This is a genomic window from Arthrobacter sp. B0427-1-12, assembly GCF_059092905.1.
On record NZ_JBNHIC010000030.1, the window covers coordinates 24,467 to 49,713 of the forward strand.

18 protein-coding genes are annotated in these 25,247 nt (G+C 69.4%); 6 read left to right on the forward strand and 12 right to left on the reverse strand.

Annotation, left to right across the window (positions count from 1 at the left end; genetic code table 11):
* Positions 1-9 precede the first annotated feature (9 nt).
* The 4 genes from AC5RWU_RS16500 to AC5RWU_RS16515 all read right to left on the reverse strand — a co-directional run bounded on the left by AC5RWU_RS16500 (position 10) and on the right by AC5RWU_RS16515 (position 5,229).
* Complete coding sequence (locus AC5RWU_RS16500; protein WP_494032011.1) at positions 10-1,227, reverse strand: ABC transporter ATP-binding protein; 1,218 nt, start codon at positions 1,225-1,227, stop codon at positions 10-12.
* The gene (locus tag AC5RWU_RS16505; RefSeq protein ID WP_494032010.1) at positions 1,224-2,807 is read right to left on the reverse strand and encodes an ABC transporter permease; all 1,584 of its coding nucleotides are present in this window, start codon (positions 2,805-2,807) and stop codon (positions 1,224-1,226) included. The genes AC5RWU_RS16500 and AC5RWU_RS16505 overlap by 4 nt, the downstream gene beginning before the upstream one ends.
* Before the next feature lie 36 nt (positions 2,808-2,843).
* On the reverse strand, positions 2,844-3,899 hold the full coding sequence (locus AC5RWU_RS16510) for an iron ABC transporter substrate-binding protein (RefSeq protein ID WP_494032009.1): 1,056 nt from the start codon (positions 3,897-3,899) through the stop codon (positions 2,844-2,846).
* A gap of 181 nt (positions 3,900-4,080) precedes the next feature.
* Positions 4,081-5,229, reverse strand: coding sequence for a glycoside hydrolase family 76 protein (locus AC5RWU_RS16515; RefSeq protein ID WP_494032008.1), 1,149 nt, complete (start codon positions 5,227-5,229; stop codon positions 4,081-4,083).
* A 153-nt stretch (positions 5,230-5,382) separates the two neighbouring features.
* Here AC5RWU_RS16515 and AC5RWU_RS16520 point away from each other — a divergent pair, with 153 nt between their 5' ends.
* The 4 genes from AC5RWU_RS16520 (at position 5,383) to AC5RWU_RS16535 (ending at position 12,210) form a co-directional block, all read left to right on the forward strand.
* Positions 5,383-6,174, forward strand: a complete 792-nt coding sequence (locus tag AC5RWU_RS16520; RefSeq protein WP_494032007.1) for an SDR family NAD(P)-dependent oxidoreductase — start codon at positions 5,383-5,385, stop codon at positions 6,172-6,174.
* Positions 6,175-6,347: 173 nt separating this feature from the next.
* Entirely contained in the window at positions 6,348-8,702 is a 2,355-nt protein-coding gene (locus AC5RWU_RS16525; RefSeq protein WP_494032006.1) for a multicopper oxidase domain-containing protein, read from the forward strand.
* 219 nt (positions 8,703-8,921) lie between these two features.
* The gene (ppc, locus tag AC5RWU_RS16530) at positions 8,922-11,750 is read left to right on the forward strand and encodes a phosphoenolpyruvate carboxylase (RefSeq protein WP_494032005.1); all 2,829 of its coding nucleotides are present in this window, start codon (positions 8,922-8,924) and stop codon (positions 11,748-11,750) included.
* Between the two features lie 109 nt (positions 11,751-11,859).
* Positions 11,860-12,210, forward strand: a complete 351-nt coding sequence (locus AC5RWU_RS16535; protein ID WP_494032004.1) for a hypothetical protein — start codon at positions 11,860-11,862, stop codon at positions 12,208-12,210.
* On the opposite strand, the gene AC5RWU_RS16540 is transcribed toward AC5RWU_RS16535, so the two are convergent.
* Both AC5RWU_RS16540 and AC5RWU_RS16545 read right to left on the reverse strand, forming a co-directional pair.
* A complete protein-coding gene (locus AC5RWU_RS16540) occupies positions 12,110-13,171 on the reverse strand; it encodes a TspO-related membrane protein (protein WP_494037084.1) in 1,062 nt (353 codons plus the stop codon). The genes AC5RWU_RS16535 and AC5RWU_RS16540 overlap by 101 nt on opposite strands.
* Positions 13,172-13,353: 182 nt before the next feature.
* A complete protein-coding gene (locus AC5RWU_RS16545; RefSeq protein ID WP_494032002.1) occupies positions 13,354-14,712 on the reverse strand; it encodes an S-layer homology domain-containing protein in 1,359 nt (452 codons plus the stop codon).
* 230 nt (positions 14,713-14,942) lie between these two features.
* On the opposite strand from AC5RWU_RS16545, the gene AC5RWU_RS16550 reads away from it, so the two are divergent.
* Entirely contained in the window at positions 14,943-15,488 is a 546-nt protein-coding gene (locus tag AC5RWU_RS16550) for an O-acetyl-ADP-ribose deacetylase (protein WP_494032001.1), read from the forward strand.
* Positions 15,489-15,497: 9 nt separating this feature from the next.
* On the opposite strand, the gene AC5RWU_RS16555 is transcribed toward AC5RWU_RS16550, so the two are convergent.
* The 6 genes from AC5RWU_RS16555 to AC5RWU_RS16580 all read right to left on the reverse strand — a co-directional run bounded on the left by AC5RWU_RS16555 (position 15,498) and on the right by AC5RWU_RS16580 (position 24,410).
* Positions 15,498-16,424: an RluA family pseudouridine synthase gene (locus AC5RWU_RS16555; RefSeq protein WP_494032020.1), complete on the reverse strand. Its 927-nt coding sequence runs from the start codon at positions 16,422-16,424 to the stop codon at positions 15,498-15,500.
* A gap of 22 nt (positions 16,425-16,446) precedes the next feature.
* The gene (locus AC5RWU_RS16560; protein WP_494032000.1) at positions 16,447-17,238 is read right to left on the reverse strand and encodes an Fpg/Nei family DNA glycosylase; all 792 of its coding nucleotides are present in this window, start codon (positions 17,236-17,238) and stop codon (positions 16,447-16,449) included.
* 11 nt (positions 17,239-17,249) lie between these two features.
* Positions 17,250-22,016 carry an ATP-dependent helicase gene (locus AC5RWU_RS16565; protein WP_494032019.1) on the reverse strand — a complete coding sequence of 1,589 codons (4,767 nt, stop codon included), beginning with the start codon at positions 22,014-22,016 and terminating at the stop codon, positions 17,250-17,252.
* Between the two features lie 68 nt (positions 22,017-22,084).
* Entirely contained in the window at positions 22,085-22,783 is a 699-nt protein-coding gene (locus AC5RWU_RS16570; protein WP_494031999.1) for a DUF4232 domain-containing protein, read from the reverse strand.
* A gap of 148 nt (positions 22,784-22,931) precedes the next feature.
* Positions 22,932-23,687, reverse strand: coding sequence for a YcnI family copper-binding membrane protein (locus AC5RWU_RS16575; protein ID WP_494031998.1), 756 nt, complete (start codon positions 23,685-23,687; stop codon positions 22,932-22,934).
* A gap of 90 nt (positions 23,688-23,777) precedes the next feature.
* Positions 23,778-24,410, reverse strand: a complete 633-nt coding sequence (locus AC5RWU_RS16580) for a hypothetical protein (protein WP_494031997.1) — start codon at positions 24,408-24,410, stop codon at positions 23,778-23,780.
* 378 nt (positions 24,411-24,788) lie between these two features.
* On the opposite strand from AC5RWU_RS16580, the gene AC5RWU_RS16585 reads away from it, so the two are divergent.
* A complete protein-coding gene (locus tag AC5RWU_RS16585; protein ID WP_494031996.1) occupies positions 24,789-25,127 on the forward strand; it encodes a hypothetical protein in 339 nt (112 codons plus the stop codon).
* Positions 25,128-25,247 lie beyond the last annotated feature (120 nt).

Genomic DNA, 25,247 nt, shown 5'->3' on the forward strand with positions numbered 1-25,247 from the left:
CGGGCGGGATTAGGCCGGGAACGCGACGGCTTCGCCGACGACGCGCAGGTACAGCTCCGAGCCCGGGCGGGCCATCATCGCGTTCCAGTGGCGGATCGTGATGGTCTGGCCATCGCCCGGCAGGCCGTCGCCGCCGCCAGAACCGGCGGCCCCGCCGGCAGCCCCGTGCAGGCGGATCTGGACGGTGATCTCCGGGCCGAAGAAGTCCGTTTCCAGCACAGTGCCGTGGATGGGGCCGGAACTGGCGATGCGGATCTGTTCCGGCCGCAGCATCAGATGCACCTTCCCCTGGCAGGTGGGCCGGCGCACCGGGATGGCCCCCAGCGCGCAGGTGGCCAGCGTTCCCTGCAGGTCCGCGTCCAGGATCACCGCATCGCCCAGGAACTCGGCGGTCTCGCGGTCGTTGGGGCGGGTGTAGACAATGAATGGGTTGCCCACCTGGGCGAGCATGCCATGGCGCATAACCGCCACCTGGTCGGCGAAGGACAGCGCCTCGCCCTGGTCGTGGGTCACCAGGATCGTGGTGCAGCCGGCCTCGGCCAGGGTCCTGGCGACTGCCTTGCGGGTGGCCACGCGCAGGCCGGCATCGAGGGCGCTGAAGGGCTCGTCCAGCAGCATCAGTTCCGGCTCGCGGGCCAGCGCCCGCGCCAGCGCCACCCGCTGCTGCTGGCCGCCGGAGAGCTGGTCCGGCCGGCGGCGAGCGAAGTCCGGCTCCAGGGAGACCATGCCCAGCAGTTCGGCGACGCGGGCCTTGGCGGACTGTCCGCGCCGCGCCAGCGCCTTCCGCTCCAGGCCGAAGGCCACGTTCTCGCCGACGGACAGGTGCGGGAACAGCGCACCGTCCTGCGCCACGTAGCCGATGTTCCGCCGGTGCGCCGGGACCAGGACGCCGTCGGCCGCCACGGTCCGGCCGCCGAGGGTGACCGAGCCCGAATCCGGGGCTTCGAAGCCGGCGATGATGCGCAGCAGCGTCGTCTTGCCGCTGCCGGACGGGCCCACAACCGCCGTAGTTCGTCCCTGCTGGACGGCCAGGCTCACGCCGCGCAGCACCTCCGTGCCGCCGAACGACTTGGTGACTTTGTTGACCACCAGGTGGTTGTCCTCGGGTGTGGTGGTGCCGGTGGGGAGGGGGACGCCCGCCGGTAGGCGGAAGGCGGCGGCCTCCGCGGGCGTCGGAACGGCGCGGGCCCCGTCCGCGCGAGGCCCGGAGGCGGGAAGTGCTGTCATTGGCCGGCGGCTTTCTTGGATTGCTGGAACAGGAGGTACGTCATCGGGGCGGAGAGCAGGACCATCGCGGCGGCGTAGGGAGCCGCGCCGGCGTAGTCGATTTCCGCGCTCAGGGACCAGAATTTACTGGCCAGCGTGCGGACGCCGCTGGGTGCCAGCAGCAGGGTCGCGGTCAGTTCGTTGATGATGCCCAGGAAGACCAGCGCCGCGCCGCCGGCCGCGGCCGGGGCGGTGAGCCGGAGGGTGACCTTCAGGAACGACGTCAGCGGCGGTTTGCCCAGGGCCTGGGCCGCCTCCTCCAGCTCCCTGGGCGCCTGCGCCAGGCCGGCGCGCAGGTTGACCAGCGCACGCGGCATGAACAGCAGGGCATAGGCGAGGATGACCAGCACCGAGGTCTGGTAGACCGCCGGCACCGCCCGGACGGCCACGGTCACGAAGGCCAGCGCCAGCACGATGCCCGGCATGGAACTGGTGATGTAGTTGCTGCCCTCAAGCAGCCGGGTGAACCTGCTGCGGTGGCGCACCGCCAGCCAGGCCAGCGGGAAGGCCAGCGCCGTCGTTACTGCCGCGCCGGCCGCCCCGTACAGGAAGGTCTGCAGCAGCGCCGCGCCGATGTTGTCCAGTTCCCAGATCCGCGCGCCGCCGGCGACCAGCCAGCGGGTGATGCTGGTGAGCGGGACGCCCAGGGCAAGGACGACGACGGCGGCCAGCCCCAGCTGGGACGGTACCTGCCAGGGGCCAAGAGCCGCGGACCGCGGCCTGGTCTGGACCCCGGAGCCGAGGCGCGCGTACCGCGCGTTGCCCCGGCTGCGCGCCTCGATGACCAGCAGCACCAGGCACAGCAGCACCAGCACGCTGGCCATCATGTTCGCGGCGGTGCCGTTGAAGGTGGAACGGTACTGCTCCATGATCGCCGTGGTGAACGTGTCGAAGCGGATCATGGCGAAGGCGCCGAATTCGGCCAGCAGGTGCAGGCCCACCAGCAGGGCGCCGCCGGTGACGGCGATCCGCAGCTGCGGCAGGACCACCTTGAAGAAGACCTTCCAGGGCCCCAGGCCCAGGGAGGCCGCGGACTGTTCGATCGCCGGGTCGAGGCGGCCCAGTGTGGCCGCTGCCGGGATATAGACCAGCGGGAAGTAGGACAGCACGGAGATCAGCACGCCCGCAGGCAGGCCGTTCAGGCCCTGGGCGGTGCTGATCCAGGCGTAGCTGTTGACGAATGCCGGGATGGACAGCGGGGCGGCCAGCAGGGTGGCCCAGATCCGCCGCCCGGCCAGGTTGGTGCGCTCCACGAGCCACGCCCCGCCGACACCCAGCAGCACGCACAGCGGCACCGTGATGAGGATGAGGGCCACCGTGTTAAGCAGCAGTTGCCCTACACGGGGGCGGAAGATCAGCGCTGAGGCGGTTTCCCATCCGGTGGCGATGGTCATGCCCACCACGTAGCCAAGCGGGATCAGCGCGAACAGCGCCACCAGGGATGCGAGCAGGACGACGACGGCCGGGGGGCCTGAGCGCTTGGCCCGGCCTCCCGGCGTCGTCCCGCGTTCCTGCTGGGCGAGTGACGTGTCAGTTGCCACGGTCGCCCGGTTGCCGCTGGAAAGGATGCACGGTTTCTAGAGCAGACCCGCCGCGGTCATCAGTTCGACGACCTTCGGGCTGTTCAGCTTGGCGGCGTCCACCTGGGGCGCCTGCAGTTCCGCCAGCGGCACCAGGGCCTCGTTGGCGGGAACCTCGCTGGCCACCGGGTACTCGAAGGAGGTGCCCGTCTGCAGGACTTCCTGGCCCTTCTTGCCGGTGATGAACTTCAGGAACTGCTGCGCGGCTTCCTGGTTGTCACTGGACTGAAGCACGCCGCCGCCGGAAACGCTCACGAAGGCGCCCGGGTCCTGGTTCTTGAAGTAGTGCTGGCCCACGTTGCCGCTGTTCTCGCCGGTCCGGGACTGGTCGCCGAAGTAGTAGTAGTGGTAGATCACGCCGGAGTCGACTTCCCCGGCATTGACGGCCTTGAGCACAGTGCTGTTGCCCTGGTAGGCGGTGAAGTTCTCCTTCATGCCCTCCAGCCACGCGGCGGTGGCCTCCTCGCCCTCAAGCTCCAGCATGGCGGAAACGATGGCCTGGAAGTCCGCGCCGGACGGGGAAGCGGCCCAGCGGCCCTTCCACTCGGGATTGGCCAGGTCCGTCAGCGAGGCCGGCAGATCGGCTTCGGTCAGCTTGTCCTTGTTGTAGACGAAGACGGTGGAGCGGGCGGCGATGCCGGTCCACTTGTTGGTCGACGGGCGGTACTGCTCCGGCACCTGGGCGACGGTCTCCGGGGCGACGTCGGCGAACAGCCCGGCATTCTCCACCATGGTCATCGCCGGGGAGTTCTCGGTCAGGAAGACGTCGGCGGGGGAGGCCTCGCCCTCCTGCACGATCTGGTTACTCATCTCGGTGTCGTTGCCCTGGCGCAGGGTGACTTCGATGCCCGTTTCCGCGGTGAATTCGTCGGCCCAGGCCTGGGTCAGGCTTTCGTGCTGCGCGTTGTAGACGGTGATTTCACCATTTCCGCCGGCCGCGGCTGCGTCGGACTCGGAAGCGGCGGTGCCGGTGCCGGAGCCGCAGGCAGCGAGGCCGAGGACTGCGGCGATGGCGAGCGTCGACGTGGACGCGGGCTTGAGGCGGAACTTCATGATGGGCCTTTCGTGCAGAGTGAAGTTGATGAGCCGGGTGCAGTTGCGTAGCTCACTAAGGAAGAACTGTAGGTTAGGCGACCCTTAGACGCAGCCGGATACATGCTTTAAGTGAGGTAAATCACAACCATTACGCAATGTTGGTGTTGCGTATGTAGCGCCCCTGCAGACCCGGTACCCGCTATTCAGCGCAGGAAGCGGCGGCTTCCAGGATCATCCACGCCTGCAGCTGGGTGGATAGGTCGACGGCGGCACCGGGCTCCGCGGCCGATCCCGGCGAGGCGGGAAACACGGTGAGGTCCCGGGTGCCGCCGGTGCCCGCCGCCCAGGGCGAGCGGCCCGCCCAGAGTGCGGCGGCCGTCGTCGTAATCAAGGTCCGGGCCTGGGTGCGGGCGGAAGCCGGCAGCAGCGGCGAGTTGGCGGCGAGCGCCAGATACCGCGCGAGGATTCCGGTGAACAGGCCGCCGTCGCCGCCGCCGTGGGTGATGAGGGCGCCGGGTGCGGGCGAGCCCGCCGGGGTGGTCAGGCCGCGGGCGACGGCGGCCACCAGGCCGGCCGCGCGCTCCGCGTTCGCCGCAGCGTCAGGGGTGCCCTCCCTGGCCAGCTCCAGCAGGGCGCCCAGCACCGGACCCTGGTTGTAGGTATGGATGTCCGGCACCGGCACGGGGCGGCCGCCGACAATCCGCAGCCCGTCCCGGTAGAGGCCCGTCTCGGGGTCGAGCAGGTTCGCGGCGAGCCAGTCCACCAGCTGCCGCGCCTGCCGGCTGTCCCCGGCGCGGGCGAAGAACAGCGCGGCCGGGGCGGTGGCGGGGGTGTTCTTGAAGTTCCGCTCGGTGTTCCAGTACAGGCCGCCGCCCAGCTCCGGGGTGTGGGCGGATTCCAGCCGCCGGGCCAGCACGGCCAGGGCGCGGCGGTTCCGGCGCCGGCCTCGGCACTGGGCCTCCGCGGCGAGCCCGTCCAGCCTCTGGACGGCCAGGGCGAGCCAGGCCATGTCGTCGTAGTACAGGTTGGTGAAGCGGCCGGCGTTGCGGAGCCGGATGCCGCGGACCAGCTGGGAGGCCAGCCGTCCCGCGCTGGGCCGGTGCGGGCCGGCGAAGCGCCGCCCGGCGGCAAGTTCGCGCCGCCCGGTGTCCACGAGGCAGTCCACATAGTGCGCCTGCCACCAGTAGTGCCACGGCTGCAGCAGGGCCGGGCTGTCCGCGGCGGGGCGCCGGACGGCGCCCAGGTGGGTCCAGGGCAGCCCGAGCAGGCGGCGGCCGAAGCCGGCGGTCACGGCGCGGGCGGCAAGGTCCGCGCGGCGGGCCCATTCCTCGCGGGTCACGGCAGTCATGGGCCCAGCCTATTGGCCCAGCTTGTTGGATTGGGCCGGTGCGCTCCCGTCCCGTGGCCACTACCGCCCTCCCGCCACTCACTCCGTTCGCGGCGGGTCCCTCGGGCGCTAGGCTTGGCAGCGGCACAGCAACCACCTCGGCGGGGAGGAACGATGGACATCGCAGGCAACGTCGCACTGATCACCGGCGGCGCATCCGGACTGGGCGCGGCCACGGCCCGCAGGCTGTATGACGCCGGCGCGCAGGTGCTGCTGGTGGATCTGCCCCAGTCCGCGGGCGCGGAGTACGCCGCACAGCTGGGGGAGCGCGCCGGCTTCATCCCGGCCGATGTGACCAACGCGGCCGACGTCGAGGCGGCGGTGGCGGCCGCCGTCGAACGCGGACCGCTGCGGATGGCAGTGAACTGCGCCGGCATCGCCACCCCGGGCAAAGTGCTGGGACGCGGCGGCGTGCTGCCGCTGGAGCAGTTCAACCGGGTGGTGCAGGTCAACCTGATCGGCACCTTCAATGTCCTGCGGCTCGCCGCGGAGGCGATGTCGGAAACCGAACCCGCGGCGGTGCGCACCGCCGCCGGCGAGGAACTGACCCCGGAGCGCGGCGTCATCATCAACACCGCATCGGTCGCGGCCTTCGACGGGCAGATCGGCCAGCCGGCCTATGCGGCTTCCAAGGGTGCCGTGGCGGCGATGACGCTGCCGGTGGCCCGCGAGCTGGCGCGGTGGCAGATCCGGGTGGTGACCATCGCGCCGGGGATTTTCGAAACGCCCATGATGGCTGGCCTGCCCCCCGAGGCGCAGGAATCGCTGGGGAAACAGGTGCCCTATCCGTCGCGGTTGGGCAGGCCGGATGAATATGCGGCGCTGGTGCAGCACATCATCGAAAACCAGATGCTCAACGGCGAAACCATCCGGCTGGACGGCGCCATCAGGATGGCGCCGAAGTAGCCCCATCCAGCGCATTTGTCATTGCGGAAGCCTCAAACATTTCCTCCTCAAGCATTTTCAAAGGACTCGATGGCACAAATGGAGGACGACGTCGGAGCTGGGGCCACGAGATTGACGGCGTAGGCTCCGCATACCCATCCCGGGTGTGCGGAGCCTACGCGAAGAGGTGCATCGTGGCCCGTACCAGTTTCACCCTGCCCACCGTCCGACATCGCGGCGTCCTGGACGTCTACATCAATGACGGCTTCCTGCCGATGGTGGACGGTTCGCTGCTGTATCACCGCGGTTTCGGTGACCGTCCGGCGGCGGCGGGGGAGCCGGACCCCAGTCTGACCTTGGGGCCGTATGTCTTCACCGCCGGCAATGAGGTGGTGGCCAGCCGGCATTATCCGCTGGATGCGGCTTTGCCGCCGCACGGGCGGCCCCTGCCTTTGGGCCCGGATCCGGAGAGCGCGCACCATTACCTGATCCGGCGGGCGTACTGGGCCAGCTTCTTCCCGCCCCGGACACTGATTGCCGAAACCGGCTCCACTATCCGGCTGCGGGTGCACAACACCCTGGCCCAGCCGCACCAGCTGGCCTTCCATGAGGCGGGGCCCGCCGGCGAGGATGTGGGCACCGGGCCGATTGCCCCGGGGGCGGTCGGGGAGGTGGTGCTGGACGCCCCGGAGCCGGGCACCTATGTCTTTTCGGATCCGGGCAACGAACTGGTGGAGCGGGTGCTGGGGCTGCACGGTGCGCTGGTGGTGATCGATCCGGCCGATGCGTGGCGGCTGGCGCCGGGCCGGCTGGAGTTCGAGCGGCAGTGGCTGTGGATCTGCCATGACATTGTGCCCGAATGGGCCGCGGCCGCGGCCCGGGGCGGCACCCCCGACCCGGAGACCGGGCATGATGCTCCCCGCTACTTCACCCTCAACGGCTATTCGGGTTTCCAGTCCATGGCCGTGAGCACCGACAGGGAACTGAACGAGCGCCGGCACGAGGACACCCTGCCCTCCGGCTTCCCCCGGCAGGGCGATGTCCGGGATCTGAGCGCCTCTCGGTTCCCGGGCACGGTGCGCACCGGGCAGATGATCCGGATGGTCAACACCGGGATCGTGGACCACCAGCTGCACTATCACGGCAACCACGTCTGGATAGTCAGAAGAAACGGTGAGGATTTGCCCCGTGACGTTGGCTTCGTCGATCCGGACGGGCGAGTTGTGCTTCAAAAGTGGGAGGATACGGTCTCGCTCAATCCGTTGGAGCGCAAGAAGGCCCTGCTGCCTTGCCGCCGCCCGCCGGAGGTGGTGGATGCGGTCTGGGAGGCGCGGACGAAGGACTGGAAGTACCCGATGCACTGCCACGCCGAACCGTCCCAGACCGCCGCCGGGGGCCTGTATCCGGGTGGACTGGTGGCGGACTGGGTCCTGGCCGCCCAGGAGGAACCGGAGGAGCATGGGTTCTTTCGCAGCCAGGTGGACTTCGCCGCCAACCAGCCCCACGAGGGCAGCCCGGAAACCGAACATCCGCAGCGGCCGGACGTCTCCGTGGAACTGGATTTCTTCAACCGCAGGCTCGAGTTCCCGGACGGCTCCCAGCACGAGGTCTGGAGCTTTGAAGCCGGAGACTCCGGCCGTGGTCTCCCCGGACCTTTGATCCGGGCGACGGAGGGCCAGATCATTCACGGGACGATCAAGCCGAGCAAGAGTGTGCATACGATCCACTGGCACGGGATCGAACCGGACCCCCGCAACGACGGGGTCGGCCACACCTCCTTCGAGGTGACCGGCCATTACACCTACCAGTGGCGGCCCGAGCCGGGTGTCGCGGGCAGCCCCAATGAGGGCACGGCGGGCACCTACTTCTACCACTGCCACGTCAACACGCCCCTGCACGTGCAGTACGGCATGTTCGGGCCCATCATCATTGACCCGGTCAACGCAGATGACAACACGTTCCCCGGTTCCAGGAAGGTGTCGATCAACGGGCCGGAGTATGACATTGCCACGGAGACCCTGGTGGGGCCCTACTCGCTGGATTCGCGCTGGCACGAGCTGCACCATGCCGCCGGCCTCTCCGGTGAGGACGCCGGCCTGAACCGGTTCGAGGCGGACCATTTCTACCTGCTCGGCGGGATCATCCCCGAACGTCCGTCCGGCGACCTGGTCTGGAGCCTCTCCGAAATGCGGGCCACTGTGGACGGCAGCGGCCGCGCCCCGACCCTGCTGCGGTACTTCAACGCTGATTACTTCCCGACCCTGCTGCGGTTTACCGACATGAACGATGTGCCGGTGTCCATGGCCGAGTTGATCTCCCACGACGGCCGTCCGTTCTGGAATACCGCCAGCCCCGACGGGCCGGCCCTCCCGCTGTGGGCCACCGGAAACCGCCTGCTCATCAGCGTGGTCTCCTCCGGGGCTGCGGAAAAGTACGACATGCTGCTGCACCCGCCGGCCCCCGGGCAGTACCGGATCCACGTGGACTTCCTGACCTGGCGCCCGCGGACCGTCCGGGCCACCCGCACCATCACCGTCACGGCGGACTGACGCCTCCGCAGAGCGCACCAGCCTCCAATTTGCTCCTGGAAGGTATAGAACCAAGGAGTTGTGACAGCGGCAGGCGGGCGCCGCCGTCGTTGTTACAGCTGCATAACGCAGCGCCGGAAGGCCCTTGTGGTCCGGGTCATATTGGGTAGTATCCGAAGGGTTGTTTACCGCCTTCCGTATCCAGCGCAGCATACGGCCCCCACCCGAAGGAATGGTTCCATGACCCAGAGTGCGCTGGACGCCGATCTCGATGCCGAACTGCGTGCGGATGTGCGCCGCGTCAGCACGCTGCTGGGCGAATCGCTGGTCCGGCAGCACGGCCCGCAGCTGCTGGAACTCGTGGAGCGCGTGCGCCTGCTGACCAAGCAGTCCAAGGCCTCCGCAGCGAACGACGGCGGCGGGCCGGCTTCGGCGGCGGAGCGCGCCGCGACGGCCGCACAGGTGCGCGAACTGCTGGCCGGGCTGCCCCTGGAGGAGGCGACCGAGCTGGTCCGTGCGTTCGCCGCCTACTTCCATCTGGCCAATGCGGCCGAACAGGTGCACCGTGTCCGCGGTCTGCGCACCCGGGCGGAGCAGGACGGCTGGCTGGCCCGGGCGGTGGAAGGCGTCGCCGCCGCAGCCGGTCCGGCGGCGCTGCAGGAAGCCGTCCGCGAACTGGACGTGCGGCCGATCTTCACCGCCCACCCCACCGAAGCGTCGCGCCGGTCCGTGCTGGACAAGATCCGCACGCTCTCCGACATCCTGGCCCAGCCGACGGCGGAAGGCACCATGGCTCGCCGGCGCCAGGACCGCCGGCTGGCGGAGATCATCGACCTGATCTGGCAGACCGACGAGCTGCGGCAGGTCCGTCCCACGCCGCTCGATGAGGCGCGCAACGCGATCTACTACCTGGAGAACATCCTCACGGACACGATGCCGGAGCTGCTCGGGGATTTGTCCGACCTGCTGGCCGAACACGGGGTCGACCTGCCCTCCTCGCCGGTGCGTTTTGGTTCCTGGATCGGCGGGGACCGGGACGGCAATCCCAATGTCACCGCTGCCACCACCCGCGAGATCCTGCAGTTGCAAAGCCAGCATGCGGTGCGGCTGGCCATCAGGTTCATCGACGACCTCATCTCCGCGCTCTCCTCCTCCACAGCGATCGTCCCTGTGGAGGAGGAGCTGATGGAGTCCATCCGCGTGGACCTGGGGAACCTGCCGCGGCTGGACCGGCGCGTGCTGGAACTGAATGCGCACGAGCCGTACCGGCTGAAGCTGACCTGTATCAAGGCGAAGCTGATGAACACCGCTGTCCGGGTGCAGAACGGCACCGCGCACGAAAACGGCCGCGACTACACCTCCACAGCGCAGGTACTGACCGATCTGGCGCTGGTCGAGCGGTCCCTGCGGGCGCATTCGGGATCGCTGGCGGCGGACGGGGTGCTCGCCGCGGCCCGCCGGGTCGTTTCCTCCTGCGGACTGCACCTGGCCACGCTCGATGTCCGCGAGCATGCGGACGCGCACCACGCCGTCGTCGGCCAGTTGGTCGACCGGCTCGGCCAGCTTGAAGTCCCGTATGCCGAGTTGACCCGCGAGGAGCGGATGCGGGTGCTCTCCCGCGAGCTGATGTCCCGCCGCCCGCTGGCACCGAATCCCCCGCCCCTTGACGACGCCGGCCGGCGGACCTTCGCGGTGTTCGGTGAGATCCGTACGGCGCTGGAAACCTACGGGCCGGACGTGATCGAGACATACATCGTCTCGATGACCCGCGGCGCGGACGACGTGCTGGCCCCGGCGGTGCTGGCGCGCGAGGCCGGGCTGATCGACGTCTATGGGAACGGACATGCCGATGAGTCGGGAAAGCCCGGCGGTTTCGCCAGGATCGGCTTCGCCCCGCTGCTGGAGACCGTGGAGGAACTGCGGGACTCGGCCCGGATCGTGGACGAACTGCTCTCCGACCCGGCCTACCGCCGGATCGTCCAGCTGCGCGGGGACGTGCAGGAGGTCATGCTCGGCTACTCCGATTCGAACAAGGACTCCGGCGTCCTGACCTCGCAGTGGGAGATCCACAAGAGCCAGCGCAAGCTGCGGGATGTGGCGGCCCGGCACGGTGTGCGGCTGCGCCTGTTCCATGGCCGCGGCGGCTCGGTGGGCCGCGGCGGCGGACCGACGTACGACGCCATCCTGGCCCAGCCCAACGGCGTGCTGGAGGGGGAAATCAAGTTCACCGAGCAGGGCGAGGTCATCTCGGACAAGTATTCGCTGCCGGCACTGGCACGGGAAAACCTGGAGCTCTCCGTGGCGGCCGTCCTGCAGGGCTCGGCGCTGCACCGCACGCCGCGCACCTCGGAGGATGAGCGCGAGCGTTACTCCGAGGTCATGGAAACCGTCTCGGCCGCGGCCTTCGCCCGGTACCGGTCCCTGATCGACGATCCCGACCTGCCGGCCTACTTCCTGGCCTCGACGCCGATGGAGCAGCTAGGTTCCCTCAACATCGGGTCGCGCCCGTCCAAGCGCCCTGATTCGGGCGCCGGACTCGGCGGGCTGCGGGCCATTCCCTGGGTCTTCGGCTGGACGCAGTCCCGCCAGATCGTCCCCGGCTGGTTCGGCGTCGGCTCCGGCCTGAAGGCCGCCCGGGAGGCCGGTTGTGAGGCCCAGCTGCGGGAAATGCTGGAGCGCTGGCACTTCTTCCGGTCTGTCCTCTCCAATGTCACGATGACCCTGGCCAAGACGGACATGGAGATCGCCGCCCACTACGTGTCCGCGCTGGTCCCGCCGGAACTGCAGCGGCTCTTCGACGTGATCCGGGCCGAATACGAGCTGACCGTCGCCGAAGTGAAGAACCTGACGGGTGAGGCCGAGCTGCTGGACAAGCAGCCGACGCTGAAGCGCTCGCTGGCCGTCCGCGACCAGTACCTCGACCCGATTTCCTACCTGCAGGTGGAGCTGCTGCGCCGCGTCCGGGAGGGCGGGAACGGGGCCGGCGGTGCCGAAGACAGTGAACGCCTGCAGCGGGCCATGCTCATCACCATCAACGGCGTCGCCGCCGGCCTCCGCAACACCGGTTGACCTCCCCGTCCCTCCGGCTGACTCCGCAACACACGTTCGAAAAACGCGTTATTCGTGCGTCAATTGCGGAGTAATCGGGGGTGGAGGGGGCGGGGATACGCTTGGATGCATGCCTTCCTTCCGCGCCCAGCTGGACATCCTCGGCCTGCGCCCCGGCAGCCGGCCGGAGCAGGTGATGGAATCAGCCATCGATGCGGTGGCGGCAGCCCATCTGGTCGAGGCGAACCAGTTGGACGTGGTCGCCGGGGTACCGCGCATCACGGTGCGGTTCCTGGTCGAGCCCAGCGAACATGCGGCCGAGGACAGCCAGGGACAGCAGGCCGCGGCCAACCTGCGCTACGCCGTCGAACAGGTTGCCGCTACCGGAACGCTGAGGGTTCTCCGCCGTCAGCGGGGCCGTTGGGAACCGATCCGTAACCAAGGAACTCCCGGCGGGCGGCCAGCCGCTCCTCATGCGTGACCCGCTGGCGCCGCGACAGGGCACAGACAAGCACCAGGAACGCGGCGAATCCGGACGCGGCAGCCACGAATTCCGACGACGGCTCGCCCAGTAGCCGCTGCAGCGTGATCCAGACCAGGCCCCAGATCACTCCGGCGGCAACGGACAGCCGCCCGCGCTCGGCCATGCTCACCGTTGCGGCGGCAACCGCCAGGACAGCCAGTGCCAAGGCGGACCAGATCTCCGCGCCCCAGCCGAAGAGGTCCGCTCCGGTGGCCGTAAGCCCGGCGGCCAGATTGGCGGCGGCAGCCACCATGACCCAGCCGAAGTACAGGCCCAGCGGGGCGTCCACCATTACCGCCTCCAGCCGGGATGCGGGCGGCTCGGCAATCAGCTGCCGGAACGTGCAGGCCAGCACGGTCACCAGCGCGGCCATGATGACCAGGCTAAAACCGAGCCAGCCCGTCTGGACCGCCCAGATCCAGAAGGCATTCAGGAGCATCGCGGGGACGACGAGCCAGCCCAGCCGCCGGTGCCGGGAACTCCCCCCCTCGCCGGGCAGCCACTGGTGGACGGTGTAGGCGAACAGGCCCAGGTAGATCAGGGACCAGATGGTGAACGCGGGACCTGCGGGAGCGAGCAGAGTCGCATCGGGCCTCAGCGCCCCGCCGGCGGCGTCCGCGATCCGGGGCCCGCCGAACAGGCCCACGCCTGCCGCCACCGCAGCGGCCGTCACCAGCGCCGCGGCTGTGACGGACATCCGCCGCAGGATGTCACCGTCGACGGCGCCGGACTGGTCCCTTTTCAGGGTCAGGCTTCGTTTCAGGTCGATGGAACGGATTCCGGCCGCCAGCCGGGATGCCGAACCGGGCTGCCGGCCGCCCGGGGCAGGCTGCCCCTTGCGGGCGGTTAAGCACGACGCCGGCGGGCGGCTTGGGCGGGCGGGTACGACACGGGTTGGGGTGCCGGCGGAACCGGGCACAGCGGGCCGCCGCAGCGGTGGAGGCGGCACCTGGGCCCGGGTTGTGGGCAGAACAGGAGGTGCCTTCGGAGGAACCGGAGGATACGGCGGCGGTTTCCTTGCCATCTTGTTCCCTTCCCCGTCCGCGGCACGCACTGTTCAACCTCCTCAGCCCGGTTTCTTCAGTAGCCAACCCCATCAGCCTACCCACTGCCGACCCCAAAAAGTGGGCGTGGCCATACACCGTCGGGCCGGCCGACGTCTGTCGGGCGGCCCGGGTGCGGTCGGTGATTATCAGGGAGCGTCGGGCTGGTTTGCGGGGTCAGGTCGGCCGGAACCTCGACGGTGCCGAACAGGGCATTCCAGCGGAACAGGAAGGCAGCCATCGCATCCCGGTTGATGGGTTCGACGGGGTGGAAGCCGCCATCGTCGAAGCCGGTGGTGATGTCCTTTTCAGCCAGCCAGCTGATTTCTTCGTAGAACTGGTTGTCGACGGTGACATCGTTGAAGGGTGATTCCGCCGGCGGTGTGAAATCGGGGGAGCCTGCCATCCTGTACAGGAAGGCTGCCATGGCGTCCCGGTTGACTGGCTGGACGGGCCGGAATGTGCCGTCGGGATAGCCTGTGGTGATGCCCTGGTTCTTGAGCCACATGATTTCGTTGAAGAACTGGTTGGATGGCGCAACATCCGTGTACGGGGCTTCAGGGCCGGCGATCTTGCCTTGAACGCTGAACAGATTGGTCTGGACGACGTTCACACCCGGACCACCAACGTTCGGGCCCTCCACCCGGAAAAAGTTGGTGTCATATGGACTGCCGACCACTCTGTGGGGAATATTCGGGTCACCCACATAGCCCGCCGGGGCACCGGTGTCCCAGCGCAGGAACGGCCCTACCCGTCCGTTCATTGCCCGGCCAAAGGATGTCTCAGTGCAGGGAGTGTCGAAGCAGCCAAAGTCTTCGGTGTAGTTGATTTCACCGCCGCCCTTTCCGTCATCCTCCGCGACGAACCGCTCGACCCCATAGGGATGGGTCACGGTATAGGTCGCGCCCAGGACCAGGCCGTCTACGCGGATGCGCAGCCGGGCGAAGGAGACCTGCTGCTTTTCCTGCGGAACTTCGAGCCCGAAAGCTGCTTCCTGGGCCAGGATAAGCCGGGCCCTCTTGCCCACCGGCCGGTCAATCTCCGCTTCGCCGGACCACCAGAATGCCTCTTCCGGGAAGTTGCCGGGCACAGATACCGGCCAGAACCGGTTCCAGGTTTCGTCACTTGCGGCCAGGCACAGTGGATCGGTCAGGCATAGCTCCAGGCGGACCGGGGCCAGGCCGTTGGCGGGATCGCCTTTGTCCTCGTACCAGACGGGAAAGCCGTGGGCAGGGTCGATGGGGCCGACGGCGGCCAGTCCGCCTGCCGGTACCGGATCGGATATGGTTTCCGCGCCGGCGACCGGGGCGAACAGCGGAGCCAGGAGCGCGGCGGCGGTGGCGCCCATGGCCACCTGCAGCCCGCGGTGCCGAAGACCGGCTTTGGCCGTGCGGCGGCGTTCGGTGGTGCGCAGCATTGAAGATCATCCCCTCTTGAATGCTGGACGGAAGGACCAAAAAGCCTCCCCAGACGGTTCTTCCGTTCCTTGGACCGTGGCAGGGGGTGGTTGGGAAAAGACTGGGATGCAACTGAAGAGCCGGTGAACACGCAAGCCCTGTATGGGGGAGACCGGCTCCCCAAATCAAGGGGTACTCCCAAATCAGGGGGTACTAGTGCCGTACTATATCGGGTGGCACACTGGCAGACATGCGGATCGACATTGTCACCGGGGACATCACCAAGCGCGAGGTGGACGCGATCGTCAATGCGGCGAATTCATCACTGCTGGGCGGCGGCGGTGTGGACGGTGCCATCCACGCGGCGGCCGGACCGGAACTGCTTGCGGCCTGCCGCCGGGTCCGCGCCAGCACCTGGCCGGACGGCCTGCCGACGGGGCGGGCGGTCGCCACGCCCGGCTACGACCTGCCTGCGCACTGGGTCATCCACACCGTGGGCCCCAACGCCCGGGCCGGCGAAACCGATCCGGAGCTGTTGGCCTGGTGCTTCCGGTCCAGCCTGAAGGTTGCCGATGAAATCGGCGCGACTTCGCTGGCCTTTCCCGCAGTGAGCGCAGGGATTTACGGCTGGGAACCGGAGAAGGTGGCCGAGGTGGCGCTGCAGACGGTGATGGCGCACGAATCCGGTTCGGTGGAGCGGGTGGAATTCGTGCTGTTCAGCGACCATATCGCCCGCATTTTCCGGTCCGTTTACCGGGACCTGTCCGCCTTGCGCGGGAAAGGCTCAGCTGGCTGATTCAGCCGGCTAACCGACGTCGGACGGGAAGGCGCTGAGCCGCAGCCGGCTCCGGAATTCGACCGGCCGCTGGGTCAGCGGATCCGTGAACCGGAGGGAGCGGGCCAGCAGCTGCAGCGGCTTGCCATAGTCGTCCGGCGCCTGCGGCAGCAGCTGCGGATAGAACGGATCATTGAGGATCCCGATGCCCTGCGACGCCATGTGGACGCGCAGCTGGTGCGTCTTGCCGGTATGCGGTTCCAGCCGGTAGCGGCCCAGTGCGGTGCCGTCCGGGCCGGGCTGGGTCTCGAGCAGCTCGATCCGGGTTTCCGCGTTCGGCTCGCCTTCCACTTCCTGCGCCAGCAGGTAGGTGCGGGACTTGACCATGCGGCTGCGGACGGTGCGCGGCAGCTGCAGGGAAGGGTCGACGGCGGCAATCGCCTCGTACTCCTTCTGCACCTTCCGCCGCTCGAACAGCACCTGGTACTTGCCGCGGGTTTCGGGGTTCTTGGCGAACAGCAGCACGCCGGCGGTCATCCGGTCCAGCCGGTGGACGGGAATGAGGTCCGGCAGGTCCAGGGCCACGCGCAGCCGCACCAGCGCGGATTCGGCGATGTACATCCCCCCGGGTGTGGTGGGCAGGAAGTGCGGTTTGTCCGCCACCACCAGTTGCTCGTCCTCGTGCAGGACGTCGACCTCCACCGGAAGACGTTCCTCCTGCGGCAGCTCGCGGTAGTACCAGATGAAGGTGTGGTCGGTCAGCGGGGTCTGGGCCGTCAGCGGAACGCCGCCCAGCCCGACCACCTCGCCGCGTTCGAAGCGGTCGATGATGCCCTCCGGGTCCACGTGGCCGAACCGCTCCAGGACGTAGTCCATGGCGGTGTCCCAGCGGCCGTCCGAGGGCAGCCGCAGGCGTGTGGCGTTGACGCCGTTGCGCACGGGAAGGGGGGATTGCATCACCCATCCAGAGTACCGGCGTTCACCGCGGCGGCTGGCAGTGCGGACAGTAATAGAGGTCCCGCAGTTCCAGATCGCTGTCCCCGAGCTTGTCGTGGGCGATGGCCGTTCCGCAGCGCAGGCACGGACGCCGTCCGCGTCCGTAGACCCAGAACGCCGAGCCGTGGACGCCGGCCGTGGTCCGCATGCTCCGGTTCTTGTTGGCTTCCAGCAGCCGCTTGGCCAGTTCCACCATCCGGGGCAGGTTAGGTATCTGGGCCACTGGCGTCAGCGGATGCACCCCGGTCAGGAAGCACAGTTCGCAGCGGTAAATGTTGCCCAGCCCGGCGAGGTTCCGCTGGTCCAGCAGAGCCAGTCCCACCGGCCGGTCCGGCTGCGCCTGCAGCCGGCGCAGCGCCTCCTCCGGATCCCAGCCCGGCCCCAGCAGGTCGGGACCAAGGTAACCGACGACGTCGTCCTCATCCTTCCGCGCGACCGCCTCCAGGAGCCCGAGGGCGAATCCGACGGCGGTGACTTCCGCGGTGCCCAGGATGGCCCGGGCCTGGAACGCAGGCCGCCGCCATTTCTCGCCCGGCCGGTAGACATGCCACACGCCCTCCATTTTCAGGTGCGAATGGAGGGTCCAGCCGGTCTGCGGATCCCCGATGCGGATCAGCAGGTGCTTGCCGCGGGAGGCAACCTCCGCCACCGTTTTGCCGCTGAAATCCACGGTGGCCAACTGCGGCACCCGCAGGTCGCAGCGTGTTAGCTGCCGGCCTGCGAGGGCGGCGTTCAGCCGGCGTGCCGTTCGCCAGACGGTGTCTCCTTCAGGCACGGATATTCCTTTCAGGCACGGATCCGCAGTCCCCTCGGCGTGGAGTAGAAGCCCGCGTCCATGAACGCCTGGGCCAGGGGGGTGTCCAGGATGCCGTGGCCGTTGACCTTTTCCACCGCCATCTTGTCGATCGCGCCGCGCTTGATCACTGCGGCCAGCGACTTCGCGGCCAGGGCGATCGTGTCGATGTCCTCAGTGAAGCAGAGCAGGGTCTTGCCGCCGCGCTCCACGTAAAGTGCCAGGTCCCCGTCCACCAGGATGACCATCGCGCCCGCCTTGCGGCCGGGCCGGTGGCCGGTTTCCAGAGCCGGCCAGGGGAGCGCGGCGCCGTAGGGATTGGCCGGATCCGTCGCGGCCAGGGCGACGGCGGCCGGTTCGGATTTCTGCAGCTGGCTGTCTTCGGTGAAGGACCGCAGCCGGTCCACCGTGGCCGGGACGGCGAACTGCGCGGCGCCGAGATGTTCGATGAAATAGCCCCGCCGGCAGCGGCCCATCTCCTCGAGCCGGGCCAGCACCTTGTACATCAGGCCAAAGCCGCCGGGAATATCCTCATTGGCGACGGCGCCGCGGGTCACCACGCCGTAGCGGTCCAGCAGCAGTTCCGCGGTGGCATGGGCGTGGATCGTTGCGTCCGGTTCGACGCCGGGCAGGATGCTCCAGCGGCCGGCGGCGATCGGCGGGGCAGGCAGCCCGATACCGCGCGTGCCTGCTCCGGCGGCCCCGCCCGCACCGGCGCCCCCATCTCCGGCGCGCAGCCCGGAAGCCCCGGGCAGCGGCACTCCGTGGCCGCGGCCCATCCGGCCCAGCCGCCCGATCCGTGCGGACCGGGCGCGGGGTGCAGTGGGGCGCTGTTTGTGCGCGGTGGTGCCGCCGGCCAGCAGGGAGCGGACCGGCGTGAACGTGTCATTGCTGATCCGGCCGGCCCAGACCAGTTCCCAGAGCGCGGTGACCACCGCGTCGTCGCCGGGCTGCTGTCCGGCCGCGGCCAGGCCCTCCGCGAGCTGGCGGAAGAAGTACGCACCGCCGCCTGCCAGCAGGTTGAGCAGCTCGTACTGCAGCACCGAAGGCTCGAAGTCCGGCTTCGGGTTCAGCGTCAGCGGAGCGTTCTCGGCCAGGTGCAGGCTGATCCACCCGTCGTTGCCGGGCAGCGAACCCACGCCGGACCACAGCACTTCGCCGGTGGCCATCAGCTCGTCCAGCATCGCCGGGGCATAGTTGGCGACGCGGGAGGCCAGGATCAGGGGCTCCCAGGCGGAGGCCGGGATGGGGACACCGGAGAGCTGGTCGACGACGGTGGCCACGCCGTCGAGCCCGCGCAGCCTGGCCCCCACACTCTGCCATTCCGGCAGGAACCGCCCGTAGGTCCGGGGGTCGACCGGCTCGACCTCCTGGCGCAGTGCGGCCAGCGAACGGCGGCGGATCCGGCGCAGTACTTCGGTGTCGCACCATTCGGTGGAGCCGGCGAAATCGCTGCCGCGGTCCGCAGCCTCCGGCACGTCCGGTGAATCCGGTTCCGCGGCCGGGGCTGGCCGGAATTCGCCCTCCACCACGCGGCCGTCGGCGGCCAGCCGGTGCAGGACAGTATCGACGACGGCGGTGCCCAGTCCCAACCGCCGAGCGGCTTCGGCGCTGGTAAAGGGGCCGTGGGTACGGGCGTAGCGGCCCACCAGGTCCCCGAGCGGGTCCGGCACCGGTTCGATGAATGCCAGCGGGACACCCATGGGCAGCGGAACGCCCAGGGCGTCGCGCAGCCGCGCGGCATCCTCGATCGCGGCCCAGCGCTCGCTGCCGGCGATGCTGACCTTCAGGGCCCGGTGCGCGCCGACGAGTTCGTCGAGCCAGGCCTCCTCCATCGGAGGCTGGGTGCGGACGGCGATTTCCGCCGTCGTCAGCGGGCCCAGCAGCCGCAGCAGGTCGGCGATGCCTTCCAGGCCGCGGACCTTCCGGTCCTCAGTCAGCCGCTGGAGCTCACGCTCGGTCTGCGCGATGACCTTCGGATCCAGGAGCTCGCGCAGTTCGGCGCGGCCCAGCAGCTCGTTCAGCAGCGTCGGATCCAGCGACAGCGCCGCGGCGCGGCGCTCGGCCAGCGGGGAATCCCCCTCATACAGGAAGGCGCCGACATAGCCGAACAGCAGGGAGCGGGCAAAGGGGGAGGGCAGCTTCGTGGTCGTTTCGACGATGCGCAGCCGGCGCTGTTCGATGCCGGCGGCCAACTCCTTGAGCGCGGGCAGGTCATAGACATCCTGCAGGCATTCCCGGACCGTTTCCAGCACGATCGGAAACGCCGGGTATTTCCGTGCCACATCCAGCAGCTGCGCGGACCGCTGGCGCTGCTGCCACAGCGGCGAGCGCTTGCCCGGGTTCTGCCGCGGAAGCAGCAGGGCGCGCGCGGCGCATTCGCGGAAGCGCGAGGCGAACAGGGCCGAGCCGCCGACCTCCGCGGTGACCACCGTATCGAGTTCCTCGGGGTCGAACAGGAACAGCTCCGCGCCCGGCGGCTCTTCGTCCATCATCGGCACCCGCAGCACGATGCCGTCGTCGGAGGCCATCGCGGAGCCGTCCAGCCCGTAGCGCTGGTTCAGGCGCGCGCCGACCGCCAGCGCCCACGGCGCGTGGACGGGCATGCCGAAGGGGCTGTGCAGGACGACCCGCCAGTCGCCGAGCTCGTCGTGGAACCGTTCGACCACCAGGGTGCGGTCGCTGGGCACCACGTCGGTGGCTTCGCGCTGCTCGGTCAGGTAGGCCAGCAGGTTGCCCGCTGCCCAGTCGTCGAGCCCGCTGGCGCGGCACCGTGCCAGCGCCGTTTCCGGCGCCGCATCGGAGACCTCGCGGATAAAGGCGCCCAGGGCCCGGCCCAGGTCCACCGGCCGGCCCAGCGAATCGCCCTTCCAGAACGGGAGCTTGCCCGGCTGGCCGAAGGCCGGGGAGACCAGCACCCGGTCGTGGGTGATATCCTCGATCCGCCAGCTGGTCGCACCCAGGGCGAAGACGTCCCCGACCCGCGACTCGTACACCATTTCCTCGTCCAGCTCGCCGACGCGCCTGCCGCCCTTGGCGCTGTCCTCCGAACCGACCAGGTAGACCCCGAACAGGCCGCGGTCCGGGATGGTGCCGCCGGAGGTCACCGCGAGCCGCTGCGCCCCCGGACGCCCGGTGATGGTTCCCTCGACCCGGTCCCAGACGATGCGCGGACGCAGTTCCGCGAACTCGTCCGACGGGTAGCGGCCGGCGAGCAGGTCCAGCGTGGCGTCGAAGGCGGAGCGCGGCAGGGTGGCGAACGGCGCGGAACGGCGTACGACGTCGAACCATTCCTCCACATCGATGGTCCCCAGCGCGGCGGCGGCCACGGTCTGCTGGGCGAGGATGTCCAGCGGATTGGCGGGAATGAACAGCCGCTCGATCCGGCCGGCCAGCATGCGTTCGACCGTGACGGCGGTGTGGACCAGGTCCCCGCGGTGCTTGGGGAACAGGACGCCCTGGGAGATTTCGCCCACCTGGTGCCCGGCGCGGCCGACGCGCTGCAGGCCGCTGGCCACCGAAGGCGGGGATTCGACCTGCACCACCAGGTCCACCGCACCCATGTCGATGCCCAGTTCCAGGCTGGACGTGGCCACGACGCATTTGAGCCGGCCGGACTTCAGGTCGTCCTCGATCAGGGCGCGCTGGTCCTTGGACACGGAACCGTGGTGGGCGCGGGCCAGTAGCGGTTCGGCCCCCTCCGTCTGGCCCGCCTGCGCCATCAGCTGCGCGGGCGGGTTCCGCGGCGGCTCCGGCGCGGCCCAGGCTCCGGCGGCCACGGCAAGCCGTTCCTCGTGGATCTCGTTCAGCCGGGCCGTGAGGCGCTCGGCCAGCCGCCGGGAATTGGCGAAGACGATGGTGGAGCGGTTGGCCTGGATCAGGTCGACGATCTTTTCCTCCACATGCGGCCAGATGCTGGCCTGCGGCGCGTAGCCGGTGCCGGCGTCGTCCGCGTCCAGCGCGGCGGCCGGCAGATCCGTCATGTCCTCCACCGGGACCGTGACGGTCAGGTCCCACGTTTTCTGTGCCGGCGGGGCGACCACAGCGACCGGGGCGCTGCCGCCGAGGAACCGGGCGACGGTTTCCTTGGGCTCCACGGTGGCCGAAAGTCCGATGCGCTGGGCAGGCTTGGGCAGCAGCGCGTCCAGCCGCTCCAGGGACACGGCCAGGTGGGCCCCGCGCTTGGTCCCCGCGACGGCGTGGACCTCGTCCACGATCACGGTGTCCACCTCGGTCAGCGTTTCCCGTGCCTTGGAGGTGAGCATGAGGAAGAGGGATTCCGGCGTCGTGATCAGGATGTCCGGCGGCCGGCTCAGCAGCGCCCGCCGTTCCGCCGGCGTCGTATCTCCTGACCGGACACCCACAGTGATGCCTGTGGCCGGCAGTCCGAGCCGCCGGGCGGTCTGCGTGATGCCGATCAGCGGCGCCCGCAGGTTGCGCTCCACGTCCACGCCCAGGGCCTTCAGCGGCGAGATGTAGAGGACGCGGGTTCCCCGCCGGGGTTCCTTTTTCCGCCCGCCCTTGCCGGCCTTGACGGGCTGTTCCAGCGGCAGTTCGTCCGCGCCGGCCGCGATGAAGGTGTCCAGAGCCCAGAGGAACGCGGCGAGCGTCTTTCCGGAGCCGGTCGGTGCGATCACCAACGCATGCGATCCGCCCGAAATAGCGTCCCAGGCGCCCGACTGCGCCGGCGTGGGCGCGGAAAAGGCCCCCGTGAACCACTCGCGGGTGGCGGGGGTGAACTTTTCCAGCACATCGGTCATGGAATTATCATCGCGCACGCCACCGACGGTATGCGCGGCCGGTTGCGGCTGCCAGACGTTCGCCCGGACTACAGGGGCTGGAAGGCGCCGATGGTCATGAGGACGATCCCGGCGTTGGCGCAGGCGGTAGTGTCCTGCGGAGCGATCAGCCAGTCCGTGGCGCTCGGGGGATAGACCCGCACACCCCCGGCCGGCGTCGGCTGGCAATCCTGGTAGTTCTGCCCGTTGGTCTGCTTCAGCACCGCGGCGGCGGTCTGTCCCGGCTGGAGCGTGATGGCCATGCGCGGCTGGGACGGATCGCGGTCCGCGGGGGCACCGATCTGGTTGCCGGCGGCATCTACATAGGAGACACCCGGATAGCCGTCCAGGACGCAGGAGGCGCCGGAGGTGTTGGTGACCTGCAGCGAGCGGTAGACGCTGCCCGCCGCCGCCCCGCCGGGCATATCCACCACCGCGCCGGAGAGCATGCCGGCGGTGCACAGTCCTTCCGGTGCGGCCGGGCTTCCGGGGGCAGTGGTCTGCGGGGTGGTCTGCGGAGCGTTGGCTTCGGGAGTCTGGGCCTGCGGTGCGGGCGCGGCCGACGCCGGCTGGGACGGTGCGGTTTCAGCCGCTGTCGGGGTGGGGGAAACGGAGGTGAGGGAAGCGGGAGATGTTGCGGAGGGGGAACCGGTAGCTTCCGGTTCCGACGTCGCGGCGCAGCCGCTGACAACAAGTAGTGTTCCCATGGCCGCTGCTGCGGCGACTGTATTCCATGCCCGGTTGCTCATAGCACCAACCTTCTCGGCTGGGTGTGAGCGAGTCAACGATGCGCGGCGGTGTCGCGTCCAAAAGCGGCGGGATTGTTATCCGGACGCGACCGGCCGGTGCCCGCAGTCGTGCGGGCACCGGCCGGTCGTGCTGTTCCAGGATCCGGTATTACTGCTTGGCCCTGCGGGTCCGCGCCAGGGCGGTGCCGCCGGCGGCCAGTCCGAGCAGGCCTGCGCCCAGGCCCACCCAGCCGGCGGCGTCGGAGCCGGTGCTGGTGGTCTGCGACGCAGCCTCGACGTCGGCACTGGCCGGCTCGGCCGCTGCGTCGCCGGAGGCTGAATCCTCGGCCTGCTCCTCACCGTGGCCGTGCCCCTCGGCGGAGGCCGCGGTGACCGCAAAGGACGGTGCCGGCGATTCCAGCTCGTGCGGGTCCTTGCCCTCAGCGGGGATTTCGGCCCAGTCGGTGGCACCCTGCTCACAGGTCTGCAGCACGGGGAACGCCAAGGTGGAGCCCTCGGCCTCGGGCACCGTCACCGAAATCGTCAGGGAGTCCCTGACGCCGTCGGGAACAGGGGTCTTGGCCGTGTACACAATCTGGCTGACGCGCTTGGTGATGCTGGCGCCGTCCGGCAGGGTCCGGGGCTCGGCCAGGTCCTCTTCAACCTTCTGCACGTCCCAGCCCGGGTGGGCGTTGGGAGTGGCATCGTTGAGCTCGTCCGGCAGCGTGATGGCGACCTGCGTGGTCGGCGAAGCGTCGCAGCCGTGGGAGAAATCGAAGGTCAGGTTGGAGCTGGCGCCCGCTGCGGTCTCGTCCGGGGAGACATGGACGTGGGCGGCGGCGGAGCCGAGGCCCAGGGTCATCAGGCCGGCGGTCGCGGCCGCGGCAAGGGAGGCGTTCAGGGTGCGGCGGAGTGACGTGTTCATGATGGAAACCTTTCAAAGCGCGCTGCAGGCCGCTGTGGCCTGGAATCGGCAGCGCAGGAACTGGATGGTGGTGGCCGCGGGGGCCGGTGTTCAGTGAAAGATTCCCGGAGGCGGACCGCGCAGCGTGCGGACGCTCAGGAACTGCCGGGGTTGGGCTGCAGGTGCGGCCGCGATGACCGGTGCGGGCCGCGGCCGGGGCAGCAGCGCCACCGGTGCCGGAAGGTCCAGCAGCGGCCGCAGCCAGGCGGCCAGGGCCCACAGCGCCGCCTCGCCCTTGGCGATGACGACGGCGGTGGCCAGCGTGGCCAGCGCGTGGGCGGCCAGCATGGCCGGACCCATCACGCCCGGATGTGCCATCAGGACACCGGCCCCGCCGGCCGCGCCCTGGCAGCTGATGCTGTTGACCGAGCCGGCGATGTGGCTCAGGTGGCTGGCCGGCGCTTCGGTGACGGACGGCGCGCAGGCGGCGGCCGCCGTCGTTGTTTCAAAGGCCTGGTGCAGCAGCAGTTGTCCGGCGCCCAGGATGGCGGCCAGCCCGGGAACACTGCTCCGGCGGTGGGCCGCAATGGTCACGCCCAGCATGGTCAGGACCGCAAGGGCCGCCTGGATGCCGGGTGCCGGCAGAACGCCGCCGCCCGCCATATGTGCCGTGCCCGCCAGGGAAAGTACGACGCCGGTGATCACTGAGGCGCGCAGGAGGCGGAACGGCGCGCGCTGCTGCATGGTTCCCCCCTGTTCCCGTGCTCTGTGGTGGGTCCTGCCGTGGACTTCCAGTATTGACGCTAGGAAGGGGGCCTTGGAAATTGCCTGTAGTGGCTGGCCGGGCTTGCCTCCGCAGCGGAACCAGAAAACTACAAGGTTCAAGCAGCACTGTTTAGTCAGGCCGGGTTTCCAGCTCGGCGAATCGCCCGAACGTCTCCCATCTGCCGTCAGGGCAAATCCCGCGAACGGCAATTCCTAGGAGCAGCCATCATGTCGGTCCGGCAATGATCCCCGCCTCTTTACCGACGCCGGTGCTGTCCGGGTGCTCGACTTCACCGACGTCGGGTATCCCACGACGTCCGGCTGGACTACGAGACCATCCGTGCCACACTGATCAGCATGATCGCGGCCCTGGCCAATTCCGCCGCTGATGTGGTGGTCATTGAGATCGCCGACGGCGTCTACCAGGGTGAAACGCGCCGGCTGTTGGCGGATCCGGTTTTCCAGACTGTGGTGGACCACGTGGTCTTTTCCGCCGCGGACGCACTCGGCGCGACGGCGGGAATCCAGGTGCTCCGCGGCGCAGGCGTTACCGTCGCCGCGGTATCCGGCCTGCTGACGGCGTCGCCGCTGGCCGCTGAGGAAGCCGCAGCGGTCCTCGACGTTCCCGTCCTCAACACCTACTCGCTGTGCGAGCCGGAGACCGCACTGGGCCTGCTGCCGCGGCATGAGGCGTAGGCCGGTTCCTGCCGGGGCAGTGCCCGTGCCGGCGCCCAACGCGGCGCCGAGCTTCCCGTGCCTTCGATGACCCAGAGGGCTCCGAGGTCCCCGCCGGTGCGGCGGGCTACGCAGGCGATC